The sequence below is a fragment of the Thiomonas sp. SCN 64-16 genome, from assembly GCF_001725585.1.
GTDB classification, from domain to species: Bacteria; Pseudomonadota; Gammaproteobacteria; order Burkholderiales; family Burkholderiaceae_C; genus Thiomonas; species Thiomonas arsenitoxydans.
The window spans coordinates 34,097-58,004 of sequence record NZ_MEGQ01000021.1 but is presented as its reverse complement, the minus strand read 5'-3'; the positions used below and the strand labels follow the sequence as shown (position 1 = coordinate 58,004).

Genomic DNA, 23,908 nt, shown 5'->3' with positions numbered 1-23,908 from the left:
CCTATACTAGCCTAGCCGAACCCCCATTCCAGGGGGCTTAACCATCAGCCGCTCATGCCTCTGCTCTCCTGTCCTCTCGATCAACTCTCTCTCTTGCGTGTCTCGGGGCCGCAGGGCGCCGATTTGCTTCATGCCCAGCTCAGCCAGGATTTTCAGCATTGGCCGGACGAGCAGGCGCGACTGGCCGCGCTGCTCAACCCGCAGGGGCGGATGCTGGCCGACTTCATCGCGGTGCGCCTGGCGCCCGAGCAGATCGGCCTGCTGCTCGACGCCTCGATTGCCGCCGCCGCACTGCAACGCCTGCGCATGTTTGTGCTGCGCCTCAAATGCACCCTCGACGACGGCAGCGCGCAGTGGGCGCGGCACGGGCTCTTGGGCGATACCGCCGCCGACTATCCGGCCTCGCTCACCCCCCCCGCCCAGCCCTGGGGCGTGCGGCGGCTGGAAAGCGGTGCGCTTTTGCTGCGCCTGCCGCAAACGGGCTCAGCGGTGCGCTGCGTGCTGCTGATCGAGCGGGATCAAGCTGCGCAGGCTGCACTGCGGGCAGAGCTTGCCGCATTGCCCGCGCTGTCGCCGTCTGAGTGGGCGCTGCAAGACATTCGCGCAGGGCTGCCGCACCTCACCGCCGCGACGCAGCAGTTATTTGTGCCGCAAATGCTCAACTTTGAATTGATCGGCGGGGTGAATTTCAAAAAAGGCTGCTATCCGGGGCAGGAAGTGGTGGCGCGCAGCCAATACCGTGGCACCCTCAAGCGGCGCATGTACGTGGTGAGCGGCCCGGCCGCCATGCAGCCGGGGCAGGAATTGGTGCACGCGGCCGATCCCGGCCAGCCCTGTGGCGTGGTGGTGAATGCCGCAGCCGATACTGCGGGTGTTTGGTGGGCGCTTGCCGAGCTGAAAATCGCCCTCGCCGAACAGCCGGGCCTGCATCTGGGCAGCGCCGAAGGCCCCGAACTGAAGCTGGGCGCCCTGCCCTACGCGCTCACCGCGCCCGATTGAGCCTGCGCCTTCCGTAGCGCAAGCGCGGCGGCTGCCACCGCCTGCACCGCCTCGGGCAAGGCCCGGCTCATTTTGATGAAATTGTGAGTGACACCCGGCCATTGCGTCATCTCGACCTTCACCCCGGCGTGGCGCAACAACGCGCCGTAGGCCAGGCCCTCATCGCGTAGTGGATCGCAGCCGGCAACCGCGATCCACGCCGCAGCTACGCCCTGATGCTGAGCCGCCAGTTGCGGGGCGAAACGCCAGTCGGCGCCATCACTCGGGTCGCGCAGGTAGTGGCCGAAAAACCAGTCGATCTGTTCCCGGTCGAGCAAAAATCCGTGCCCATAGCGCTGTTGCGACAGCGTTTCATGCCCGCAGCCCATGCCGGGATAAAACAGCAATTGCAAGGCCAGCGGCAGCGCGGCGTCGCGTGCGGCCAGGGCGCAGGCCGCAGCCAGCGTGCCTCCGGCGCTGTCTCCGCCGACGGCGAGGCAGTGCGTGTCCACGCCGAGCATCTCGCCGTGGGTGTGCAGCCATTGCAGCGCATCCCAGCTGTCGTTGAATGCGGTGGGAAAGCGGTGTTCCGGGGCGAGTCGGTAATCGAGCGACAGCACCATCCAGCCTGAGCGCAGGGCGAGTTGGCGGCACAGCGCATCGTGCGTGGCCGCGCTGCCGATGACAAAGCCGCCGCCGTGCAAGTAGAGCAAGGCGGGTTGCGGCGCCTGCCAGTCAGCCAGCCGGGGGGCGTAGCGGCGCAGCGTGAGGCGCTCGCCATCGCGGCTCGGGCAATCGAGCGTGTCGCATAGCGGCAGGTCGGCCGGGGGAAAGTCGAGCACTTCGGCCATGCGCGCGTAGGCCGCGCGGGCGGCTGCCGGGGTGAGTTGCTCAAACGCGGGCTGTCCCGCACGAGCAATGCGCTGCAGCAGCTCGCGCATGCGCGGCGTGAGGTCGGCCTCGGGCGGGCCTTGGGGCTTCAGGTCGTCCATGCCCACAGCGGCAGGTCGTGTTGCTGCGCCAGCGCGGTGAGCTGCGCGGCGGTGTGCGATTTGCACCAGCGGGCGATGGCGCGGTGCGTCGCCCCTTGCGCCGCCAGCGCCAGCGCCTGTTTGAAGTGGGGCTCCAACGCCGCAATCGCCACCAGCCCGTCGGCACAGGCATAGACGCCATATTCGGGCAAGGCGCCGCCGAGCAGTTGCCCCGGCGCGGTCATGCCCAGCGCGCGGGGCACGGCGACAAAACCGGCCGCGTCGGACAGCGCAATGTCCAGCATCGCCCCCCTGCCCTGCGCGCGTTGGTGCAGCAGCGCGCCCAGGGCGGCCTCGCTCACCAGCAGCGCGCCCGTCATGTCGGCCAGCAGCGTGGCGGGCAGCTGCGCGGCATCGATCAGCCCGGCCTCGGCCTGAAAGGTGAGGTCATGCCCCGGCAGATGTCCCTGCGCCCCCGGATAACCGACGACGAACACGGCGCTGAGGTGGGGATGGCGCGCGGCCAGACTGCGCCGGTCCAGCCCCAGCCGCTTGAGCGCTGCGGGGCGGAACGCTGTGAGCAGCAGATCGCTTTGTTGCAGCTGTTCGTGCAGCGCCGTCTGGCCTTCGGCGGTTTTCAGATCGAGCTTGCGCACCGGCACCGCTTTGTGCATGGCGCGGTAGAGCGCGGGCGACATCTGCGCCATCGGGTCGCCGCCGGGCGGCTCGATTTTCAGCACCTTGGCGCCGAGAGCCCGCAGGCGGGCCGCGGCGGCCGGGCCCGGCAGGTTAAGCGCCAGAGTGACGATGCGCACGCCACTCAGCGGCTTGTAATTTCGGGGATGACGGGGGTAGAGACGCGCGGTGTCCGGCATGGGATGAGAGGAAGGCTCAATCGAGATGACTGTCGAGCATACGCTGCAACTCTCGCCGGTCGAGTTTGCTCGGCCGCCCCTGACGCACCGCTTCCGGCTCCGGGCTCAAGCGCCGCAACTCGGCCTGCCTTTCGCGCTGCAGGCGGCTGGCCTCGGTCTCGCGGTACAGGGCTTGCGCCAGCGGTGCGGACTGCCGCTGCAGGCCGACCTGCAGCACCTCCACTTCCCGGCGCTCTCGCTCCTGCTGAATCACCAGCACATCGCCGATGCGCACTTCTTTGGCCGGTTTCGCCGGAGCGCCGTTCACCCACACGCGGCCCAGTTCACATTGGGAAGCCGCGAGCGCGCGCGTCTTGCACCAGCGCGCTGCCCAAAGCCATTTGTCGAGGCGCTGCGATGCGACGGCTGCCGACGTGGCGGGTGTGGAACGTGCCTTGGCGCTCATGTCATCGCTTGCGCGGCGATGTCGAGCGCGCGCAGCCGCAGCGGTGCATCAAACACATCGCAGACCAGCATGAATTCGTCCGCTTGCGTAGACTCGGCCAGAGCGGCAAAGCCCTGCCGTACCGTCTCGGGGCTGCCGATGACGGCGGCAGCGAGAAAGTCTTGAATCGCGGCGCGCTCCTGCGGGTGAAGCTGTTCCAGATAGTGCGCCACCGGCGGCGGCAGTCGGCCACGCTGCCCGGTGAGAATGCCCAGCACGCGCTGATAGGTGCTGCTGGCGAGAAATTGCGCCTCTTCGTCGGTTGGCGCGGCGATCAGGGGCACGCCGATGATGACGTAGGGCCGCGCCAGCGCGGGCGAAGGCCGGAACTCTTGCCGATACAACTCCAGCGCCTGATGCAGCAAGCGCGGCGCGAAGTGCGAGGCGAAGGCATAAGGCAACCCCCGCTGCGCCGCCAGCCGCGCAGAAAACAGGCTGGAGCCCAGCAGCCAGATGGGCACCTGCGTTCCCGCGCCGGGCATGGCGACCAGACGCTGACCGGGCTCGGCCGGGGCGAGCAGATGCTGCAGCTCGGCCACATCGCGCGGAAAGTCTTCTTCGCGCTCGATGCGGTCGCGGCGCAGGGCGCGCATGGTCAGCGGATCGGTGCCCGGCGCGCGTCCAAGACCCAGGTCGATGCGCCCCGGATACAGCTCGGCGAGGGTGCCAAAGGCTTCGGCCACGACCAGCGGCGCGTGATTGGGCAGCATGACGCCCCCCGACCCCACGCGGATGCGTTGCGTGCCGCCGGCCACATAGCCCACCAGCACCGCCGTGGCCGAACTGGCCACGCCAGCCAGATTGTGATGTTCGGCCAACCAGTACCGTTTGAATCCCAGTGCTTCGGCATGTTGCGCGGTGCGCAGGGCGATCTGCAGCGCCTCGGCTACGGTGCCGTTTTCGCGCACGGCGACAAGATCGAGCACAGAGATAAAGCGATGTTTTTGAGAGTGCATGAGCGCATTTTGCGGCGGATGCGCACGCCTTGCAGGCTGGGGCTTATGACGCCGATGGCTGCGACATCTGCCTTGCTACAACCACAATCTCGATCCGCCAGCGCGGGTCGGCCAGCTTCGCCTGCACGGTGGCCCTCGGCGGGGTGTGGCCGGGCATCACCCAGGCATCCCACACCGCGTTCATGCGGGCGATGTCGGCGATATCGGCCAGAAAAATCTGCACACTCAGCAGATGCGCCTTGCTGCTGCCGCATTCGTGCAGCAGGCGGTCGATGTGGCCGAGCACCTCACGGGTCTGGTCTTCCAGATCGGCCTCGGGGTGCAGTTCGGGCACCTGCCCGGCTAGATACACCGTGCCGACGGCCATGGCAGCCTCGCTCAGGCGAGGGCCAACGTGCAGACGTTCAATCATGTGTCGTCCTAAAAAAATAAGAAAAAGGTTGTCGAGTGCGCTATCGGTCTGTCGGCAGATACAGACTTTCCTTGATCTCTTCCATCACCACATAGCTGTGCGATTCGGCCGAGACCGGCAGCCGTTTGAGAATGTCGCCCAGTAGATGGCGGTATTCCTTCATGCCGCGCAGGCGGAACTTCACCAGATAGTCGAAGCTGCCCGAAACGAGGTGACATTCCAGCACGTCGGGCATGTGCAGCAACTCCTGGCGCACGCGGTCGAACACATCGCCCGACTTGGACGCCAGCTTGATTTCCACAAAAACCAGCAGGGTCTTGCCCAGCGCCTCCGGGTTGATGCGGGCGTTGTAGCCGGTGATCACCCCGGCACGCTCCATGCGCTTGACCCGCTCGGTACAAGGCGAGGCCGACAGCCCGACTTCGCTTGCCAGATCGGTCATGGCGATGCGGCCGTTGCGCTGCAGGAGATCCAGAATGCGGCGGTCGATGCGATCGAGTTCGTACATGGCGGCTGGCGCACCAAAAGAGGAAGCGGTTTCAGCGATTTTCACTGTGAAATACCAAAAAAACAATGAATTTTTTTGCTGGTGACCGACTAAATTTCGCCCATCTAGTTATTAAACAGGTGTTTGCCATGAAAGTCATCGTTCTCGGCGCCGGCGTGATCGGAACCACCACGGCGTACTACCTCGCCAAGGCCGGCGCGGAAGTGACGGTGATCGACCGCCAAAACGCCTGCGCGATGGAAACCAGCTTCGCCAATGCCGGCCAGGTATCGCCGGGCTACTCCACGCCCTGGGCAGCGCCCAGCATTCCGCTCAAGGCGGTGAAGTGGATGTTTCAGCGCCACGCGCCGCTGGCGATTCGCCCAGACGGCACGCTGTGGCAATTGCACTGGATGGCGCAAATGCTGCGCAACTGCAGCGCCGAACGCTATGCGGTGAATAAAGAGCGCATGATGCGTCTGGCCGAGTACAGCCGCGCTAGCCTGCAAGAGCTGCGCACGGAAACCGGCATCGCCTACGAGCAGCGCACCGGCGGCACGCTGCAGGTGTTTCGCAGCCAGGCGCAACTCGATGCGGTGCAGCGCGACGTGACCGTGCTCGAAGAATGCGGCGTGCCCTACGAACTGCTCGACCGCGACCAGCTCGCCCAGGTCGAGCCCGGTCTGGCGCACGCCCGCGACCGGCTTGTCGGCGGCCTGCGCCTACCGCACGACGAAACCGGGGATTGCCAGATATTCACCACCCGTCTGGGTGAGACGGCGCGCGAACTGGGCGTGAAATTCGAGTTCGGCCAGACGATCCGCGGACTGTCGAGCGATGGCCAGAGCATCACTGGCGTACAGGCGGGGGGCGCCGTCCTCACCGCGGATCGCTATGTGCTGGCGCTGGGCAGTTACACCCGCGACTTTCTGGCGCCGCTGGGCCTCGATCTGCCGGTCTATCCGGTCAAGGGTTACTCGCTCACCGTGCCGCTGACCGACGAGTCGCTCGCGCCGCGTTCCACCGTGCTGGACGAAACCTACAAAATCGCCCTCACCCGCTTCGATCAACGCATCCGCGTGGGCGGCATGGCGGAGCTGGGCGGATTCGATCTGCGGCTCAACCCACGTCGGCGCGAAACGCTGGAAATGGTCACCCGCGACCTGTTCCCCGGTGGCGACCTCGCCGCTGCCACCTTCTGGACCGGCCTGCGCCCGATGACGCCCGACAGCACGCCCATCGTCGGCGCCACGCGCTATCCCAACCTCTACCTCAACACCGGCCACGGCACCCTGGGGTGGACCATGGCCTGCGGTTCAGGGCGGGTCGTGAGTGATCTGGTGCTCAACCGCAAGCCGGAGATCAGCATCGCCGGGCTGGGTATCGAGCGCTACGACCGCACGGCCACGCCGCCCAAAGTGCTGCATTCCAGCCACGCCTGAGCAAACTGCGGCCGCAACGGCCTGCGCCTGGGAACGCCCTAAGCCTGGGTCTGCGCAGCGGCCAGCGGTGCGAACAGCGCCTTGAGATCGGCTTCGCTCAGGGTTTCCTTAGCCAGCAGTTGCCGCGCGCCCTCCTCCAGCACGGCGCGTTCGCGTTGCAGAATGTCTTGCGCACGGTTGAAGGCGTCATTCACCAGATCGCGCACAGCGCAATCGATTTCCCGCGCGGTCTGTTCGCTGTATTCGTGCTGCGGCGGAAGGCCCGGCATGCCCGGCACGGATTGCTGGGTTTCTTCCAGACTGACGCCGCCGAGCTTTTCGGCCATGCCGTAGCGCGTCACCATGCTGCGGGCGATGTCGGTGACTTTCGCCAGATCGTCCGCCGCGCCGGTTGACCAATGGCCGTACACCAGATGCTCGGCGGCCCGCCCGCCCATGAGCACGGTCATCTTGTTTTTCAACTCTTCCCGCGTCATCAGATAGCGGTCTTCGGTGGGGCGCTGAATGGTGTAACCCAGCGAACCGATGCCGCGCGGAATGATGGACACCTTGTGCACCGCATCGCTGCCCGGCAACGACATGGCCACCAGCGTATGCCCCATTTCGTGATGCGCCACGATGTCGCGCTCTTTCGGGTTGAGCAGTCGGTTGCGCTTTTCCAGCCCGGCGACGATGCGCTCGACCGCGCGGGTAAAGTGCGACAAGGTGACGGTGCGCGCGTTTTCCCGCGTGGCCAGCAAGGCCGCCTCGTTCACCAGATTGGCCAGATCGGCGCCGGAGAACCCGGGCGTGAGCGCTGCCACCTGCTCCAGATCGACGCTGGGATCGAGCCGGATCTTGACCGCATGCACCTTGAGAATCTGCACCCGCCCTACCTTGTCGGGCCGCTCCACCAGCACCTGTCGGTCAAATCGCCCGGCGCGCAGCAGGGCGGGATCGAGAATCTCCGGCCGGTTGGTGGCCGAGAGAATCACAATGGACGAAGTGGAATCGAAGCCGTCGAGTTCGACCAGCAACTGATTGAGCGTCTGCTCCTTTTCATCGTGCCCGCCGCCAAACGGCGCGGCGCTGCGGGCGCGGCCCAGCGCGTCGAGCTCGTCGATGAAAATGATGGCCGGCGATTTTTCCCGCGCCTGCTCGAACAGGTCGCGCACCCGCGCCGCGCCCACGCCGACGAACATCTCCACAAATTCCGAGCCGCTGATGGAGAAAAACGGCACCCCGGCCTCCCCGGCCACGGCGCGCGCCAGCAGCGTCTTGCCTACGCCGGGCGGCCCCACCAGCAGCACGCCCTTGGGCGCACGGGCGCCGAGGCGGCTGTGCTCGACGGGGTTCTTCAGAAAATCGACCACTTCTTCCAGCTCGGCCTTGGCTTCGTCCACCCCGGCGACGTCGGCAAAAGTCACTCCGGTGCGGTTTTCCATATAAACCTTCGCCCGGCTCTTGCCGATGGACATGAAGCCGCCCATGCCCATGCCCCCGGCCTTGTCGGCAAACTTGCGCACCAGAAAAAACCATAGCCCGACGAAGATCAGCGCGGGCAACACCCACGACAGAATGTCGGACAGCCAGGTGTCGGTGTATTGCTGCGAATACGTCACCCCGTACTTCTGCAACTCACTGGCGAGCTGCGGCTCCACGCGCACCGCGACCACCAGGCTCTTGCCATTGGCATCGGGCGATTTCAGTGTGCCGGTGATGGTCTGACCGCCGATCACCACATCCTTGATCCGGCCGTCTTTGAGATAAGTCTGGAACTCGCTGTACGGCACCGTCTGCACATTGCTGTAAGACGACCACAGACTTTGCACCATGAACATCAAGGCAATGGCCAGCAGCCAATAGCCCAGATGCACCTGCGTTTTGGGATTGATCTTGGGCCGGTTTTTCCCGCCACCGGACGGCGGCGGGTTCTGTTCGTCTGTCATGGAACTCTCCTCGCGCATGTTGCGACAAGCATAGCCTGTTGATAGGGGCGCGCACGCTGGCGGTCTCGATCTTCAGGTTCTATTTTTATGAAAGACAAAATGTAATAAAAACGACAAAGTGCGACTCTTTTTTGCACTGGAACGCAACGCTATATAAAAATCTATTTTATTTCATTCGAATATTGCAAAATACTCTCCACGTCTGTGAAATTTCCCTTGAATATTCAATATGTTAGAAATTTAATATGTTCGATAGAATATATCGGTGCTTCGCTGATTATTCATCAAAATAATTCCTTTGATCGACAGGTTTAATTCATTATTCAGGCCTTGCTCGCTTGGTTATAAATCACAACATGACGCGACGAAATGCGACGCGTCTGTCCATAACACCGAGGAGGAATGGCATGAAACAGACCGACTACAACCCTGACACGCAGGCGCGGCGGCATTTTTTGCAAACTGCCGCTGCCGGGCTGGGCGCTTTGACGCTCGTCCGCACCAGCCTGGCCGCGGAGATAACCAAACTGCCGCTTCCAGGCGGCCCCGATGAGCGCCAGCTCACGACGGCATTCCCTGGCAAAGGCGAGATGATTCTGCAGCGCACCCGCCCGCCGCTGCTGGAAACACCCTGGTCAGTGTTCGACAAGGGGGTCTTCACGCCGGTCAATCAGTTCTATGTGCGCTGGCATTGGGCGGACATTCCCACGACCATGAACCCGCACACCCACAAGGTGCGGATCAGCGGCCATGTGGACAAGGTGCTGGAGTTCACCGTGTTCGACCTGATGAAGCATTTCAGGCATGTCGAACTGGCCGCCGTCAATCAGTGCTCGGGCAATTCCCGTGGCTATTTCCAGCCCCGCGTGCCCGGTGGCGAATGGAGCAATGGCGCGATGGGCAATGCCCGCTGGGTCGGCGTGCGGCTCAAGGACGTGCTCGATGCCGCGGGCGTCAAGGCCGGTGCGGTGCAAGTGCAGTTCGAGGGTTCCGAGCGTCCGGTCGTGGCGACGGCGCCGAATCTGAAAAAGTCGCTGTCTGTGGATCACGCGCGGGATGGCGACGTGATGATCGCCTGGGAGATGAACGGCCAGGCGCTGCCGCTGCTCAACGGCTTCCCCTTCCGTCTCGTGGTGCCGGGCTGGTATGCGACCTACTGGACCAAGATGCTGCAGCACGTGCGCGTGCTCAACGAGGAAGACACCAATTTCTGGATGAAGCCGGCCTACACCATTCCCGACAACTGGCCGCAGGCCAATATGACTCCGGGGGAGCAGGGTGTGAAGTTCGTACCCATCAACCGCATGGTGCCGCGATCCTTCATCACCAATCTGAAGGACGGCGCGTCAGTCGGTGCCGGTCGTCCAGAACTGGTGCGCGGCATCGCTTTCGGGGGCGATACCGGCGTCAAGGCGGTCGACGTCTCGATCGACGGCGGCAAGACCTGGACGGCGACCGAACTCGGACGTGACTACGGCAAGTTCAGCTTCCGCCAATGGAACGCGCATCTCAAGTTTGCCAAGGGCGACCAGACCGTGATGGTTCGCTGCACCAATACGGACGGCCTGCAGCAGCCCATGACGCCCAACTGGAACCCCGGTGGTTTCATGCGCAACGTCGTCGAGTCCACCCGGCTGATGGCCGTTTGAAAGGGAGAACACACATGACTAAGAGCACGACCGGCGCCACGCTGCGCGCCCTGGGCGCCGCACTGATTTTCGGCGCATGCGCCGCAGCACCCGCGCACGCACTCACCCTCAAGACCCAGACCATTGCGCTGCCCAGCAGCACCCGCGTATTTCCGGGTGATGGTCCTGGTGCCAAGGCCGCCAATACCTATTGCCTGATGTGCCACTCGGTGGGCATGGTGATGAATCAACCCGATCTGCCCAAAGCGGCCTGGCTGGTCGAGGTCAACAAAATGAAAAATGCGTTCAAGGCGCCGATTCCCGAGGATCAGGTGCCGGTGATCGCCGACTATCTCGATAGCATCAAAGGCAAGAAATAGAGCATGTGCGCAGCGGGCTCAGGTCAACGGGCCCGCCGCACGCAGATCACTGAATTTCAATGCATTTCGTCGCGGATGTAGAGATCGCCCTTCAAGCTGGCGATATAGGCCGCGATGTCTTCCAGGTCTTGTGTGTTGTACTGCGCCACCATGCCGCTCATGATGGCGTTGTTGCGGCCATACAGCGGGGTCTGGTGCTTGGCCTGGTATTGCTGCAGGGCGTGGAACAGATAGCTTTGGTATTGCCCGGCCAGTTTGGGATAGTTGGGGGCGATGGGCTTGTCGAGACCGGCGCCGTGGCAGGCAATACAGCCGCCTTTGTTCACCAGTTCTTCCCCTTTTTTGAGGTCGGCGGCATGGGCCGCGCCAGCAAAAGCCAGGGCTGTGGCTGCCGCAGCCAGCGATGCAGTCAGTCGTTTCATATGTGTGCTCCTCACTTGACGCTTTGATTTTTGGGAACGGCGTAATACGCCGACAGGTTGGCGATCTGCTGCGGAGTCAGGATGTCGGCCACGGCTTTCATCGTCGGGTTGCGGCGCGCGCCGCTGCGGTAATCCTCCAGGCACTGCGCGATGTAGGCGGCGCTTTGCCCGTTGAGCTTGGGCGCGCGGTACACCTCGGGGAAATCGGTTTTGAAGCCGCCGTGTGCAGCGTTATGGCAGCCTTCGCACATGGAGGATTCATACTTGCCAGCGGCGGCGTTGCCCGCAGGCGTTTGCGCCTGCGCGCTGGCGGTGAGGAAAAAAGTCATCAAAATCAGACCAATTGAATGATGTTTCATGAGTAGTCCTGAATGGGTGTGCATGAGGGACAGTGTGGAGTTGCGCTGCGGCAACTCCTGTGACAAAGATGGGGGCATGAACGGCGCGCGTAACACCGCTCCCGCGCGACTGTGGGCAGTGCGTGCAGGGTGGGTGCGGCGCGGGGATCGGGTTGCAGCCAGCGAAAGGGCTGCGTTACTCTGGGCTGCGTTACTCTGCCGTGAGCTTTGCCATGACGGCCAATGGCTCGGGCGACTGGATTCTGGCTTTGAGATCCTGGGGCCAGCTCTGAGTCCAGAGTTCGGGCGGGCAGAGTCTGAAAAATCCGTCGATCTCTGCAGTGAGGAACCCCCTGCCACTGCGCAAAACCGCGATGCGGTAGCGATCCGCCGCGGGATTGACCCGGCAGACGGCGTAGACCACGCGGCAGATCTTGCTGTCGTCGCACAAGCGCAGGCTTTGGTAGATCGTCAGCGAGCGATACAACGCGTAGGCGGCGCCCAGGAGCAGCGCGATGATCCCAAGATCTTTGACAATCGCCAGCAGGCTGCCGACGCCCAGCGCAGCGGGCGTGCTGCGCATGTGCGACTGACCCAGCGCAATCAGGCTGCGGGCGATGAAATAGGCAAGAACCGCGTAGGACGCGGCGATGCAAAGTTTCATCTTGCGGCAGGCGCTGCGTACAGACGCAAGGGACGGCGGCTGGCCTGAGGCAATATTGATGGTCGGAATCGCGGGCATGTGCGGGTCTCCACGGGGAATACCGGGGAGAGCATAGACAGCTCGGCCGCATGTGCCGATCGGGAATTGCCCGATGGCGGCGATGGGCTGCAGCACAGGGGCGCATCAGCTTGACTCCTCCTCGCCCGGCATGATGAGCAGCCATGCCGCGCGCAGTTGCAGCGGCAATCCGGCAATGAACATCACCAGCCCGGCGTAGTGTTGGTCGTCCAGCGGACTGAGATTCCACAGGCACAGCACGTCGAGGTAAGGGGTGTAGAGCACATGGCCGCTCCACACCCAGACTGCGGCGATGATCATCATCGGCAGACTGCCCAGCCAGCCGTAGATGCCCGCAACCCAGCGATGGGCAATGCTGGTGCAACCCGGCAGCAACTGCGCCCAGAACATCACCCCGGAGAGCAGCAGAAACAGGCCGATCGGGCCGGAAAAGAAGGCGTTGGCGAGCGCGGTGTTGAACACGCCGGGCAGATTCACTCCCAGGGTCAGAATGATGAACACGGCCGCCGCGACCCAGGCGTCGAGCACCCAGAGGCTCCACCAACTCTGCCCTGGCGCGCGCCACTGCGCGCGTACCTGCGGAGGAAATCCGATCAGGAGCAGCGGCGACACGATCTGGCCCAGGGTCATCAAGGCGATGGTGTAGCCCGTCATCGAGGCCAGCGGGTTGTTCAATCCCCAGGTGCAAAGCAGCGTCAGCGCGCAGCCGACCGCAAAGACCATCACCCGCCACCATGGCCAGCGCCCGCGCCAAGCGGCCAGGCTGTAGCCCGCCAGCGCCAGGCCGGCCAATACGAACCATCCCGCCCATGCCGCGAGCGGCCAAGTGCTTGTCATCCGCGCTCCAGGACGGTGCGCAAGTCGTCTGCAAGCCAGGAGGGATCTGTGAGTTGTCCGTAGCCATATCGCGCGACCAACCGCCCGTCTGGTCCAACCAGGGTGACCGCCGCGGTGTGATCGATCCAGTAGGCGCCGTCCGCCGTATCGACGCGCCGCCAGGTAATGCCCCATTGCCGCGCAGAGACGCGCACCGCGGGCATCGCAGCTCGCAAGCCGATGGTGTCCGGCAGGAAGGCATCGAGATAGGCGCGCAGCACTGGCGCCGTGTCGCGCGCTGGATCGAGGGTGACGAACACCACGCGCACCTGTTTGCGCAGCGGTCCGAGTCGTTCCAGGCTTTGCGCCAATGCGGCGAGGGTGAGCGGGCAGACATCGGGACAGTGCGTGTAGCCGAAAAACACCAGCACCGCCCGGCCACGTTCACGCGTCCAGGAGAACGCCCTGCCCTGGGTGTCCGTGAATCCAGACAGCGAAGGCGCCGGGACGGGTTTGAGCGGAGATCCATGGAGAGCCGCGGAGTGTTGTTGGAAATGTGACCAGGCCCAGACCGCAGCCAACAGCAGGGTGGAGACCAGCGCCGCCCGCCGCGCCGAATCCCTCCAGCCGCCTCGCTGCGGTTGCAGCGGGGTGGCTGGGGATGCAATGCCGACTCCCTTCATCCGATCACCAGAGCACGAAGCCCGGCGCGTGGATCGGATGGGTGAGCATGGGCCAGAACACGGGGATATAGACCGCCAGAGTGATGACAAAGGTGATCAGCGTCCAAAGGCCCAGCGGTTCGGCCACGCGCGCCAGTAAGGAACCCTCGCTGCTGGTGATGTACTCGGTGAAAGGGATCTCGACCATCGCCTTGGAATCTTTCTGGCCGAACAAGGTGCCGAAGAACACGATGTAGTAGAGAACCGCACCGAGGGCCGCAATGACGCCGCCTATGCCCACGATGATGAGCGCCGGATGCACTGCGCCATAAAGTTGCATGTATTGATCATGCGGCAAGGACGAGACCCAGGCGCGACGCGGCACGCCGTCCATGCCGGCCCAGTGTCCGGCGAAGCCCCAGGTCATCAGGCCGAGGAACCACAGCCACACGCTCCAGAGGGCAAGTTTCGAGCTGTAGAGTTTGCGGCCGGTCAGGTGCGGCAGCAGCCAGAAACTTACGCCCATGAAGACAAGGGTGGTCATGGTGCCCACGGTGAGGTGAAAGTGCGCCGGAATCCACAGGGTGTTGTGCACCACGTTGTCGAGCTGCCAACTGGCGTTGACGATGCCCCCTGCTCCGCCGAAGATGAAACTCACCAGCGCCAGAACCTGCGCGGCCACCGAGGGGTCTTTCCAGGGCAAGGCCGTCCACCAGCCCATCAGCCCTTTGCCGCCGCGACGACGACCGCCGTATTCCAGGCTGAGCGCGATGGTGAAGGCGGTGATCAGGCTGGGAATCGCAACCGACAGCGTCAGCGCCGTCACGATCCCTTTAATCACCGGGGAGATGCCCGGATCGGTGTACTGATGGTGGGTGCCCACCGGCAAGGAAAACACGAACAGCAGCAAAAAGGCCAGACGGGCCAGCGGGTCCGAAATCAGTTTCCCTCCTGCCTGCCGTGGCAGCAACGCATAGATGGAGACGTAGCCCGGCATCAGCCAGAAATACACGATGGGGTGGCCGGTCCACCAGAACAAGGTGCGGGCCAGCAACGGATCGATGGTCTGCGTCATCCCGAGCGACCAGGGATCGAGCAGGAATACGGCCTCGGTGCCCGCGCCGAGTGCGGCGAGCAGCCACATCAGCAGCGTGGTGGCGCTCATATAGGTGACCAGCGGCGTGAGCTGACCGGGATTGGCGCGCTTCCAGCGAGCCCGCATCTCCAGCACGACGAACAGCGGGAGAATGCTCGCCACCACGACTAGCGTGATGCCCAGGTAAAACCAGGCACTGCCCTTGAGCGGCGCGTACATGGTGTAGAGCACGCTCGACGAGTTGTCGAACATGCCGTAAGCCGCCATCAACGTGCCGATGAGCATCAGCGCGTAAGTAAACCAGGCCAGCCCCATATTGGGCTTGAGTTTGAGTTCACGCGCCGGCAGGTACATCAGCCAGCCGGAAATGGTGAAGAAGGTGAACACATAGGCGTTGAGCACGCCGTGCATGGTCAGCCCTTGGTAGTACGACTTGAGGAAAGGCTGGAGATAAGGATAGAGATTGATTCCGGCATAGTTGCTGCTCTGGAGCACGCCAATGGCGATGCCCACGGCGAGTGCCAGAAAACCCGTGACCCAGAAGGCCAGCAGCATGGTTTTTTCACCGGCAATCTCACCGGCAGTCGGCGTCGCCAGAATGCGCGGGGCGTTGTTGCTCAGGGTTGCGCTCATGATTGTTTTGCTCCGGTGATGATGATCCTGCCGATCATGGCCTGATGGCCGGCACCGCAATACTCATTGCAGATGATGTAGAACGTGCCAGGTTTGTTGAAGGTGTAGCTGACATGCCCCACCACGCCGGGAATGGCGGTGAGGTTGATGCTCGTGCCCTGCACTTCGAAGCCATGGATCACATCGCCGCTGGTGACGTTGAACGTGACGTGAGCGCCCACCGGGAGGGTCAGCGGCGTGGCGGTGCCCGGCGTCCAACTCCAGGCGCGGCCGACTTCATAGACCTCATAGCTGTTCGGCCCGGTTTGCTTCACGCCGGAACCCTGGTAGTTGGCCGTTTCGGCCGGTGTGTTGGGGTTGGAGTAGAACTGCGAGGTCTTGGCCACCAGGCCGTAGTCGTGCACCACGAACCAGACCGCCACGATGAACAGCACGGCGATCAGGGACAGGGCGATGAAAATCCAGATGCGCTCATGCCGCAGCGCGACATGATGGAACCGATCTTCAAAGGCGTCGGGAGTTGAAGTTGACATGACGTGCCTCAGGCATGGATGGAGAAATAGGCCGCAACCATCGCCCACAAGCCGACGACGACGATGAAGAGCGCGGCTACGATGACCCATGCCCCCATTGGCCGGGCGTATTGCATGTCAGGCAGCGGCATGTCCGATTGCGCATGCGTTCGACCCGCAGGGTCTGTAACCGGCATCGGCAGGTAAGACATCTCGTCAGGCATTGGTTTTTCTCCTCAGAGTGATGCGACAGAATGTCGCACATGTATGGTTGGCAGAATAAGCAGGAACTTATGCAGCCGCTTGCGATGGATCAAGCTGCGCAGATAGGTCGTGTATCTTTTGTCACTGCATGTAAAAATTGCACGGGTAAACCCTGATATTGCCGTTATCGCGAACACAGGCGGCTGTTCAGAGTTGCCGCTATGCGCTGCGCAATGGTCATCAGGTGCGCGCGTGCCGCAGGTGAGACTTCTTCCTGCAGCGTCTGGTCGAACAGATCCAGCCAGCGGGCGAAGTGCGCAGGGTGCAGAGGCAAGGGGCGATGCGCCTGCAAGGCATTGCGGTGATAGCGTCCAGCAAGCAGGCCGACCGAGGCCCAGAAATCCACCATCCGGGCGTAATGCGCCTGCCAGTCGGTCACATGCGCCTCAAACATCGGACCGAGATCTGGATCAAGCCGGGCATGTGCATAAAACCGACGCACCAAGCGATCGAGGGCGCGCTCGTCGAGCCCCGTCTGTGTGCGGAGCTGTTCGGCCAGAACGCTGCGGCGATCCTCAGGCGCAATCTCGGCTGGCGTTGCATCCAGCACTTGCCTGAACAAGCTTTGCTGGCTTTCTGGCATTGTGATTCGACTCGCGGTAGGATGCGTCATGACAACCCCTTATGTGGATTATTTAATTCCACTATAGCTTCACACGATAAGACAGGCAAGCCACGAATTGAAACTGACCCAGTTCACTGACTTTGGACTGCGCGCCTTGATGGTGCTGGCAGAAAACCCAGATCAATCATTAAATAGCAAAGAATTAGCGAAGATTCTTGATATCTCGCGTGAGCATCTTGTCAAGGTACTCCAGCGTCTTGCTGCCGGTGGCTACGTGCAGAATCAACGCGGCGCCAATGGTGGCGTTCGTCTTGATAAAGACGCTTCCGAAATACTTCTTGGGAATGTCGTGCGCTGGCTGGAAGACGGTCAGGGCCTGGTGGAATGCCTTCGCCCCGACGGCGGCCATTGCAATCTCACTCCGTTGTGCCTGCTGCGGCCCTTGCTGAGCGACGCCGCAGAGGCGTTTTACGCGCGACTCAATACCTCGACTCTGGCGGATTGCCTGCACCCGCCGCTGCAGCACTTCATCACCCTGCAGACCAGAAAAGCCGAGATGATCCATCTCAAACCGGACTGACCCGCCATGTTGACCGATGCTCTGCTGCTTTACCTTCATCTCTCCGCCATGCTGGGGCTGGCCGTTTTTCTCACCGCCAAAACCAGCCTGACCCGGGTGGGTGCCGTCGATGCCCAGGTGCTGGCTCGCCTTCGCAGGCTGGATGTGTGGGTCTGGGGCAGCTTTGCCGCGGTGCTGGCCAGCGGGCTGGCGCTGGTGTTCTGGGGCATCAAAGGTCCGCAGTGGCTGCTGCACAACCCCTTGTTGTGGGCCAAAGTGGTTTTGCTGGCGCTGATGGCGGTGATGTCGTGGCCGTCCACGCAGCGACTGGGGCGCTGGGGCCTTCAGGCTCGGGCAATGGCAGCGTGGCAGCCCGCCGTGGAAGAAGTGAAAAAAGAGCGCCGCTGGCTGATGGCGCAATCGCATGTGATGGTCATCATCCCCTTGCTGGCGACGCTGATGAGCCACGGTTTCGGCTGAATCGCTGCGCGGGCGCCTCAAAGCCCCTCTTCTGCTTCTCGGCGTGCACGAATGTCCCGTCGCAGACGCTCGACTCGGCGCTCGATGGCGTCGCGATCCTGCAGATATTGCTGCAGCGGCACGAGCAGGCACAACTCGCGCTGCAGGGTGCCGAACTGGCGGCTCTGGCCGTAGCCTTCAATGCAGAAAAAGTAGCGCAGCGCGTCCTCTTCATCCTTCGCCTGCGGAATGAAAAACCAGTGATCGCTGTCGCCGTAATGCAGCAGATAGTCGATGGAGGCGTCGACAAGTTCTTCCACGAATCACCCCCGCAGATGTGCAGCCAGCCAGACTAGACCGACGAAAACGGGTTGATGCAGCAGGTAAATGGTCAGGGGCCAGCGCCCGAGGAAAGACAGCGGACGAATTTCGGGCAGATGGCGCAAGGGCCGGAATTGCACCCTCGCCAGCAGCCAGCCCGCGCCGGCGCCGATCCACAGCACACCAATCCACGGCAGCAGTGGCGCGTAGTCTTCGGTGATGGGTTTTTGCGTGATCAGCCCGGTCCAGTTCCACCACGGCGGATTGAAAAAAGCGTGCCCCCAAAGTTGAGGCGCGGCAATGGCAATGGGGGCGAGCAGCAGCACCCAGGCGCCGAAGTGGCGGAACACCAGCCGGTGCAGCAGCAACATGGCCGCGATGCCCTGAAGAATGCCGAAGTAGATGAAGCTGTGCGGAAACGCGGCGTAGCTGCCCGCCGTGACCAGTAGCGAAGCGCCCACGATTTGCGCCCAGCGCTTCCAGAAATGCCGCGCCGGGCGGCCGCTCGCGTCAGTGAAGGTCTGCGTCAGTCCGACGGTGAAAACAAACAGGCTGACGATGGCAATACGCTGATCGAGCCACCAGGGGCTGGTGTAGAAGTCGGTGTGGATGAAGCCGAACCAGTTCAGGTCGAAACTGAAATGAAACGACATCATCCACAGTACGGCCAAGCCGCGCAGGGTATCGACGCCGCCGTAACGGCTGATTCGGCCTCCCGCCATGATCAACGCGCCCACCCCGCCGCCGGGCCGCCCCAAGGCGGGGTGCGCCCCCTCGGGGGCCAGCGACCGCGCAGTGGGGGCGTGGGGCCCCCCCACTCCGCCGCCGGGCCGCCCCAAGGCGGGGTGCGCCCCCTCGGGGGGCAGCGACCGCGCAGCGGGGGCGTGGGGGCCACCCACCTCGCCGCCGGGCCCCACCTCGCCGCCGGGCCGCCCCAAGGCGGGGTGCGCCCCCTCGGGGGGCAGCGACCGCGTAGCGGGAGCGTGGGGGCCACTTCACTCACACCACACCCGCGCATTGCGGAACATGCGCATCCACGGGCTGTCTTCGCCCTGGTCTTCGGCGGTCCAACTCATCTGCACGCTGCGGAACACCCGCTCGGGATGCGGCATCAGGGCGGTAAAGCGTCCATCCGGCGTGGTCACGGCGGTGATGCCCTCGGGGCTGCCGTTGGGGTTGTAGGGATAGCGCTCCGTGGGGTAGCCCTGGTGATCGACAAAGCGCATGGCCACCTGCAGCAGCTTGGCGTCGCCCTGCTGCGAAAAATCGGCCCGGCCTTCGCCATGCGCCACGGCTATGGGCGCGCGGCTGCCGGCCATGCCCTGAAAAAAGAGGGACGGCGACTCGGCGACTTCCACCAGCGACAACCGCGCCTCGAACTGCTCCGAGCGATTGCGGGTGAAGCGCGGCCAGGCGCGGGAGCCCGGGATCATGGGCGCGAGCGCGGCCAGCATCTGGCAGCCGTTGCACACGCCCAGCGCGAAGGTGTCGGTACGGCCGAAAAAGCGTGCGAATTGATCGGCGAGCTCGGGGTTGAACAGAATGGAGCGCGCCCAGCCTTCACCCGCACCCAGCACGTCGCCGTAGCTGAACCCGCCGCAGGCGACAAAGCCGCGGAAATCGCCCAGCCGGGCGCGGCCTGCCATCAGGTCGCTCATGTGGACGTCCACCGCGTCGAACCCTGCGCGGTGCATGGCGTAGGCCATTTCCACCTGCGAGTTGACGCCCTGCTCGCGCAGGATGGCGACCTGCGGCCGCGCCCCGCTGGCGATGAAAGGCGCGGCAATGTCTTGCTGGGCGTCGAAAGTCAGGTGCAGGTGCAGCCCCGGATCGGCGGCGTCGGCCAGCGCGTCGTGCTCGGCTTGGGCGCACTCGGGGTTGTCGCGCAACATCGCCATGCGCCACGACACGCTGTCCCACACTTGCTGCAATTGGGTGCGCGGCGCGGTGTAGATGCGCTGCGTGTCGCGCCAGATCTCGATGACGTCGCCGTCGTTGACCGTGCCGATGGCGTGGCTGTGCGCCGACAGGCCATGCTGCCGCAGGGTCTGCAGCACAGCGTCGCGCTGCGTTGCCGGCACTTGCAGCAGCACGCCGGGCTCTTCGTTGAACAGCGCGAGCAAGGTTTGAATGTGACGGCGCGGGCCGACCTGCTTGGCCCAGTCTTTGGCATCGCCCCAGTCGTCGGCTTCGTTGCCTTCGAGCGTGAGCACGTCCACATTCAGGCTGATGCCGCAATGCCCGGCGAAGGCCATTTCGCAGGCAGCCGCCCACAGGCCGCCGTCGGATCGGTCGTGATAGGCCCAGACCAGGCCGGCGATGCGCAATTCAGTCAGCGCCGCGGCAAACGATTTCAGCAAGTCCGGGCTGTTGAGATCGGGGGTGATGTCGCCGATCTGCCCGAGCGTCTGCGCCAGGATGCTTGCGCCCATACGCTTTTTGCCCTGGCCCAGATCGACCAGAATCAGGCTGCTCGGCGCATCGGTGCGCAGTTGCGGCGTAAGCGTGCCGCGCACGTCGGGCAGCGTGGCGAAGGCGGAGACCACCAGCGAGACCGGCGAAGTCACACTCTTGGCTTGGCCCGCGTCTTCCCAGCGCGTATGCATGGACAGCGAATCCTTGCCCACCGGCACCGAAATACCCAAGGCGGGACAGAGTTCCATGCCGATGGCGTGCACGGTGTCGTACAGCGCGGCGTCCTGCCCCGGCTGGCCGCAGGCGGCCATCCAGTTGCACGACAGCTTGATGTCGGCCAGACGTTGCACCGGGGCGGCCAGCAGGTTGAGCACCGCCTCGCTCACCGCCAGCCGACCCGACGCGGCGGGGTTGAGCACCGCAACGGGCGCGCGCTCGGCCACGCTCATCGCCTCGCCCCGAAAACCGGCGTAGTCAGCGAGCGTGACGGCGCAGTCGGCCACCGGCACCTGCCAGGGGCCGACCATGGGATCGCGGTGGCTCATGCCGCCTACCGTGCGGTCGCCAATGGTGATGAGAAAGCGCTTGCTCGCCACCGTGGGGTGGCGCAGCACCGCTTCGCAGGCCTGCGCCAGATCGACCCCAGCCAGATCGAGCGCCTCGCCTTGCGGCAACTGCCGCTGCGCCTGACGATGCACGCGCGGCGGCTTGCCCAGCAGCACGTCCAGCGGCAGATCGACCGGACGGGCCAGATCGGGCTGGTCGGCGTGCAGGCTGTCATTCACGATCAAAGTTTGCTCTTGCGTGGCGACGCCCACCACCGCAAAGGGGCAGCGCTCGCGGGCGCACAGCGCGGCGAAAGCCTCTTGCTGCTCTGGAGCAATGGCCAGAACATAGCGCTCCTGGCTTTCGTTACTCCATATTTCTCTTGGACTTAGGCCAGACTCTTCAAGTGGAACATCGCGCAACTGGAACACCGCGCCACGGCCCGCGCCCTCCACCAACTCAGGAAAGGCGTTGGACAGTCCGCCAGCGCCCACATCGTGAATCGACAGAATGGGATTGGCCTCGCCCAGCGCGCAGCAGGCGTTGATGACTTCTTGCGCCCGGCGCTGAATTTCCGGGTTGCCGCGCTGCACCGAATCGAAATCGAGATGGGTGGCGTTGCTGCCGGTGGCCAGACTCGACGCCGCGCCGCCGCCCAAGCCGATGCGCATGCCCGGCCCTCCAAGCTGCACCAGCAGCGTGCCTGCGGGAAATGCCTTTTTGTGCGTCAGGCGGGCATCGATGGAGCCCAGACCGCCCGCCAGCATGATGGGCTTGTGATAACCCCAGACCTTGCCGTCCACCGGCTGTTCGAACACGCGGAAGTAACCGGCCAGATTGGGACGGCCGAACTCGTTGTTGAACGCCGCCCCGCCCAGCGGCCCGTCGAGCATGATCTGCAGCGGGCTGGCGGTGTGGCCGGGCTTGCCGACTGTTTCTGTGGCCGCCTCCCACGGTTCGCCAGCGCCTGGCAGCCGCAGATTGGAGACCGAAAACCCGGTGAGCCCCGCCTTGGGGCGCGAGCCACGGCCGGTAGCGCCCTCGTCGCGAATCTCTCCGCCGGCTCCGGTGGCCGCACCGGGAAACGGCGAAATGGCGGTGGGGTGATTGTGCGTTTCCACCTTCATCAGCACATGCTTGAGTGCTTCTTGCGCGCCGTAGCGGTGCGTGACGGGATCGGGCTGCCAGGCCTGCACCGTGCCGCCTTCCATCACCGAGGCATTGTCGGCATAGGCCACCACCGTGCCCTGCGGCGACACCGCGTGGGTGTTGCGGATCATCTGGAACAGGGTGTGCGGCTGATCGACGCCGTCGATGGTGAAGCGGGCATTGAAAATTTTGTGGCGGCAATGTTCGCTGTTGGCCTGGGCGAACATCATCAGCTCGACATCGGTGGGGTTGCGGCCGAGCTTGCGGTAGGCGTCGAGCAGATAGTCGATCTCGTCATCCGACAGCGCCAGTCCCTGCTCCACATTGGCACGCGCGAGCGCCGCGCGGCCGGCGTCAAGCGTGCCGGAGAGCACGTCCACGTGCTGCAGCGGCTGGGGGGGCAGTTCGGAAAAAAGACGCTCCAGCTCGCTGCGCTGCAGCGCCACGGTTTCGGTCATGCGGTCGTGCAGCAGGGCGGCGAGCTGAAGCAGTTCGGCCTCGGTCAGCGGTTTGGCGGCGCGCAGCAGCCCGCTCTCCGCCTCAAGGCGGTATTGCACCGTGCGTTCCACCCGGTGCACTTCGGCGCCGCACAAGCGAGCGATGTCGGTGGCCTTGGAAGCCCAGGGCGAAAGGGTGCCCAGGCGCGGCATGACATACAGGCTCTGACCCTGCGCGGTACCGGCGTAGGGGCCGCCATAGCGCAGCAGGCCTTCGAGTTTGTCGTGAAGTGCGGGAGTCGGGGCGGCGTCGAGCGCCACCGCATGCACATACCGGGCATGGATACGGCGCACGCGATCGGCGATCTCCGGCGCGGTCTGGCGCAGGCGGGCCTGCAATGCGTCCTGGCGAAACGCGGACAAGGCGCTGGCGCCTTCAAAGAAAAGGATGTGCATGCGGGAAGCCTGAATGGGCTGGGCGGGGTGGGGGATGGCGGTCAGCGGCAGATTATAGAAATCGCCATGACGCGCACAGGCGGCTCACGAACACATGTCAGGAGTGTGATAATTGCGCCATGAGCATCACCATCAAAACCCCTGAAGAAATCGAGAAAATGCGCGTGGCCGGGCGACTGGCCTCCGAATTGCTCGATTACCTAACCCCGCATGTGCAGCCTGGCGTCACCACCAAGGCGATCGACAAGCTGGCGTATGACTACATCACCCAGGTGCAGCAGGCCATTCCGGCCCCGCTGAATTACGCGCCGCCGGGCTACACGCCCTACCCCGCGTCGATCTGCACCTCGGTCAACAACGTCATCTGCCACGGCATTCCGAATGACAAACCGCTGAAGAGCGGCGATGTGATCAACATCGACGTCACCGTCATCAAGGACGGATTTCACGGCGACAGCAGCCGCATGTTCAGCATCGGCACCGTACCCAAGCATGTGCAGCGACTGGTGGACATCACCTTCGAGGCCATGTGGCATGGCATCGCGCTGGTCAAACCCGGCGCGCGGCTGGGCGACATCGGCCACGTCATCCAGACCTTCGCCGAGAGCGCGGGCTACAGCATCGTGCGCGAATTCTGCGGCCATGGCATCGGCCGCAACTTCCACGAAGACCCGCAAGTGCTGCACTACGGCAAGGCGGGCACGGGAGAAGTGCTGCGCGAAGGCATGACCTTCACCATCGAGCCCATGATCAACGCCGGACGGCGCGACATCCGCGAAATGGCCGATGGCTGGACCATCGTCACCAAAGACCGTTCGCTGTCTGCGCAGTGGGAGCACACGGTGCTGGTCACTCCCACCGGCTTTGAAGTGCTGACCACTTCGGCGGGTTGCCAGCCCGCGCCCGCCTTCGTTCGCCAGCCTGCCCTAGCCGCTTGAGCGGCGCAGCGCTGGCCGTCATCGTGACTTCGTGCAA

26 protein-coding genes are annotated in these 23,908 nt (G+C 64.0%); 7 read left to right on the top strand and 19 right to left on the bottom strand.

The genetic code is table 11. The features are described from left to right. Positions 1 to 54: 54 nt before the first annotated feature. Positions 55 to 999: a CAF17-like 4Fe-4S cluster assembly/insertion protein YgfZ gene (ygfZ, locus tag ABT24_RS07530; protein ID WP_276728278.1), complete on the top strand. Its 945-nt coding sequence runs from the start codon at positions 55 to 57 to the stop codon at positions 997 to 999. Here the strand turns inward: ygfZ and ABT24_RS07525 are convergent. The 6 genes from ABT24_RS07525 to ABT24_RS07500 are packed head-to-tail and all read right to left on the bottom strand — an operon-like array spanning position 975 to position 5,184. Beyond that, positions 975 to 1,970, bottom strand: a complete 996-nt coding sequence (locus ABT24_RS07525) for an alpha/beta hydrolase (protein ID WP_276708405.1) — start codon at positions 1,968 to 1,970, stop codon at positions 975 to 977. The two genes, ygfZ and ABT24_RS07525, sit on opposite strands and share 25 nt — an antisense overlap. Then, positions 1,958 to 2,824, bottom strand: coding sequence for a CoA transferase (locus ABT24_RS07520; protein ID WP_276708403.1), 867 nt, complete (start codon positions 2,822 to 2,824; stop codon positions 1,958 to 1,960). Before ABT24_RS07520 ends, ABT24_RS07525 begins: the two co-directional genes overlap by 13 nt. 16 nt (positions 2,825 to 2,840) lie before the next feature. Continuing rightward, positions 2,841 to 3,269, bottom strand: a complete 429-nt coding sequence (locus ABT24_RS07515; protein WP_276728281.1) for an RNA-binding S4 domain-containing protein — start codon at positions 3,267 to 3,269, stop codon at positions 2,841 to 2,843. Beyond that, complete coding sequence (locus ABT24_RS07510; protein WP_276728283.1) at positions 3,266 to 4,264, bottom strand: LLM class flavin-dependent oxidoreductase; 999 nt, start codon at positions 4,262 to 4,264, stop codon at positions 3,266 to 3,268. The genes ABT24_RS07515 and ABT24_RS07510 overlap by 4 nt, the downstream gene beginning before the upstream one ends. A gap of 43 nt (positions 4,265 to 4,307) precedes the next feature. Next, on the bottom strand, positions 4,308 to 4,676 hold the full coding sequence (locus ABT24_RS07505) for a RidA family protein (protein WP_276728286.1): 369 nt from the start codon (positions 4,674 to 4,676) through the stop codon (positions 4,308 to 4,310). Positions 4,677 to 4,716: 40 nt separating this feature from the next. After that, a complete protein-coding gene (locus tag ABT24_RS07500; protein ID WP_156052582.1) occupies positions 4,717 to 5,184 on the bottom strand; it encodes an Lrp/AsnC ligand binding domain-containing protein in 468 nt (155 codons plus the stop codon). 65 nt (positions 5,185 to 5,249) lie between these two features. On the opposite strand from ABT24_RS07500, the gene ABT24_RS07495 reads away from it, so the two are divergent. After that, on the top strand, positions 5,250 to 6,605 hold the full coding sequence (locus ABT24_RS07495) for a D-amino acid dehydrogenase (RefSeq protein WP_338123579.1): 1,356 nt from the start codon (positions 5,250 to 5,252) through the stop codon (positions 6,603 to 6,605). Between the two features lie 38 nt (positions 6,606 to 6,643). Here ABT24_RS07495 and ftsH read toward each other — a convergent pair whose 3' ends face one another. Continuing rightward, positions 6,644 to 8,533 (bottom strand): ATP-dependent zinc metalloprotease FtsH, encoded by a 1,890-nt coding sequence (ftsH, locus tag ABT24_RS07490; protein WP_423837800.1) that lies wholly within the window; start codon positions 8,531 to 8,533, stop codon positions 6,644 to 6,646. A 407-nt stretch (positions 8,534 to 8,940) separates the two neighbouring features. Between ftsH and ABT24_RS07485 the strand changes: the two genes are divergently transcribed. After that, the gene (locus ABT24_RS07485; protein ID WP_276728292.1) at positions 8,941 to 10,182 is read left to right on the top strand and encodes a molybdopterin-dependent oxidoreductase; all 1,242 of its coding nucleotides are present in this window, start codon (positions 8,941 to 8,943) and stop codon (positions 10,180 to 10,182) included. Between the two features lie 14 nt (positions 10,183 to 10,196). Continuing rightward, the gene (locus tag ABT24_RS07480; RefSeq protein ID WP_013105850.1) at positions 10,197 to 10,541 is read left to right on the top strand and encodes a cytochrome c; all 345 of its coding nucleotides are present in this window, start codon (positions 10,197 to 10,199) and stop codon (positions 10,539 to 10,541) included. Between the two features lie 56 nt (positions 10,542 to 10,597). On the opposite strand, the gene ABT24_RS07475 is transcribed toward ABT24_RS07480, so the two are convergent. The 9 genes from ABT24_RS07475 to ABT24_RS07435 all read right to left on the bottom strand — a co-directional run bounded on the left by ABT24_RS07475 (position 10,598) and on the right by ABT24_RS07435 (position 16,588). Beyond that, on the bottom strand, positions 10,598 to 10,963 hold the full coding sequence (locus ABT24_RS07475; RefSeq protein ID WP_156052587.1) for a c-type cytochrome: 366 nt from the start codon (positions 10,961 to 10,963) through the stop codon (positions 10,598 to 10,600). A gap of 11 nt (positions 10,964 to 10,974) precedes the next feature. Further along, entirely contained in the window at positions 10,975 to 11,322 is a 348-nt protein-coding gene (locus ABT24_RS07470; protein ID WP_276728296.1) for a c-type cytochrome, read from the bottom strand. Between the two features lie 190 nt (positions 11,323 to 11,512). After that, a complete protein-coding gene (locus tag ABT24_RS07465; RefSeq protein ID WP_276728299.1) occupies positions 11,513 to 12,139 on the bottom strand; it encodes a hypothetical protein in 627 nt (208 codons plus the stop codon). A gap of 9 nt (positions 12,140 to 12,148) precedes the next feature. Continuing rightward, the gene (locus ABT24_RS07460; protein ID WP_276728302.1) at positions 12,149 to 12,880 is read right to left on the bottom strand and encodes a cytochrome c oxidase assembly protein; all 732 of its coding nucleotides are present in this window, start codon (positions 12,878 to 12,880) and stop codon (positions 12,149 to 12,151) included. Further along, positions 12,877 to 13,542: an SCO family protein gene (locus tag ABT24_RS07455; protein WP_276708385.1), complete on the bottom strand. Its 666-nt coding sequence runs from the start codon at positions 13,540 to 13,542 to the stop codon at positions 12,877 to 12,879. The genes ABT24_RS07460 and ABT24_RS07455 overlap by 4 nt, the downstream gene beginning before the upstream one ends. 4 nt (positions 13,543 to 13,546) lie before the next feature. Next, positions 13,547 to 15,250: a cbb3-type cytochrome c oxidase subunit I gene (locus ABT24_RS07450; protein WP_013105844.1), complete on the bottom strand. Its 1,704-nt coding sequence runs from the start codon at positions 15,248 to 15,250 to the stop codon at positions 13,547 to 13,549. Continuing rightward, entirely contained in the window at positions 15,247 to 15,783 is a 537-nt protein-coding gene (locus ABT24_RS07445) for a cytochrome c oxidase subunit II (protein ID WP_013105843.1), read from the bottom strand. The genes ABT24_RS07450 and ABT24_RS07445 overlap by 4 nt, the downstream gene beginning before the upstream one ends. An 8-nt stretch (positions 15,784 to 15,791) precedes the next feature. Continuing rightward, positions 15,792 to 15,986 carry a hypothetical protein gene (locus tag ABT24_RS07440; RefSeq protein WP_276728304.1) on the bottom strand — a complete coding sequence of 65 codons (195 nt, stop codon included), beginning with the start codon at positions 15,984 to 15,986 and terminating at the stop codon, positions 15,792 to 15,794. 164 nt (positions 15,987 to 16,150) lie between these two features. Next, positions 16,151 to 16,588: a group III truncated hemoglobin gene (locus ABT24_RS07435; RefSeq protein WP_276728307.1), complete on the bottom strand. Its 438-nt coding sequence runs from the start codon at positions 16,586 to 16,588 to the stop codon at positions 16,151 to 16,153. A gap of 118 nt (positions 16,589 to 16,706) precedes the next feature. On the opposite strand from ABT24_RS07435, the gene ABT24_RS07430 reads away from it, so the two are divergent. Together ABT24_RS07430 and ABT24_RS07425 are read left to right on the top strand one after the other, a co-directional pair. Continuing rightward, on the top strand, positions 16,707 to 17,171 hold the full coding sequence (locus ABT24_RS07430; RefSeq protein WP_276728310.1) for an RrF2 family transcriptional regulator: 465 nt from the start codon (positions 16,707 to 16,709) through the stop codon (positions 17,169 to 17,171). Between the two features lie 6 nt (positions 17,172 to 17,177). Beyond that, entirely contained in the window at positions 17,178 to 17,630 is a 453-nt protein-coding gene (locus ABT24_RS07425; protein ID WP_156052592.1) for a DUF2214 family protein, read from the top strand. A gap of 17 nt (positions 17,631 to 17,647) precedes the next feature. On the opposite strand, the gene ABT24_RS07420 is transcribed toward ABT24_RS07425, so the two are convergent. The 3 genes from ABT24_RS07420 to purL form a co-directional block, all read right to left on the bottom strand. Continuing rightward, complete coding sequence (locus ABT24_RS07420) at positions 17,648 to 17,929, bottom strand: hypothetical protein (protein WP_013123102.1); 282 nt, start codon at positions 17,927 to 17,929, stop codon at positions 17,648 to 17,650. Between the two features lie 3 nt (positions 17,930 to 17,932). Beyond that, positions 17,933 to 18,652, bottom strand: coding sequence for an acetyltransferase domain-containing protein (locus tag ABT24_RS07415; RefSeq protein WP_276728312.1), 720 nt, complete (start codon positions 18,650 to 18,652; stop codon positions 17,933 to 17,935). A 273-nt stretch (positions 18,653 to 18,925) separates the two neighbouring features. After that, positions 18,926 to 22,933, bottom strand: coding sequence for a phosphoribosylformylglycinamidine synthase (gene purL / locus ABT24_RS07410; RefSeq protein ID WP_276728315.1), 4,008 nt, complete (start codon positions 22,931 to 22,933; stop codon positions 18,926 to 18,928). Between purL and map the strand changes: the two genes are divergently transcribed. Further along, positions 22,876 to 23,871: a type I methionyl aminopeptidase gene (map, locus tag ABT24_RS07405; protein ID WP_276728317.1), complete on the top strand. Its 996-nt coding sequence runs from the start codon at positions 22,876 to 22,878 to the stop codon at positions 23,869 to 23,871. The genes purL and map overlap by 58 nt on opposite strands. Positions 23,872 to 23,908 lie beyond the last annotated feature (37 nt).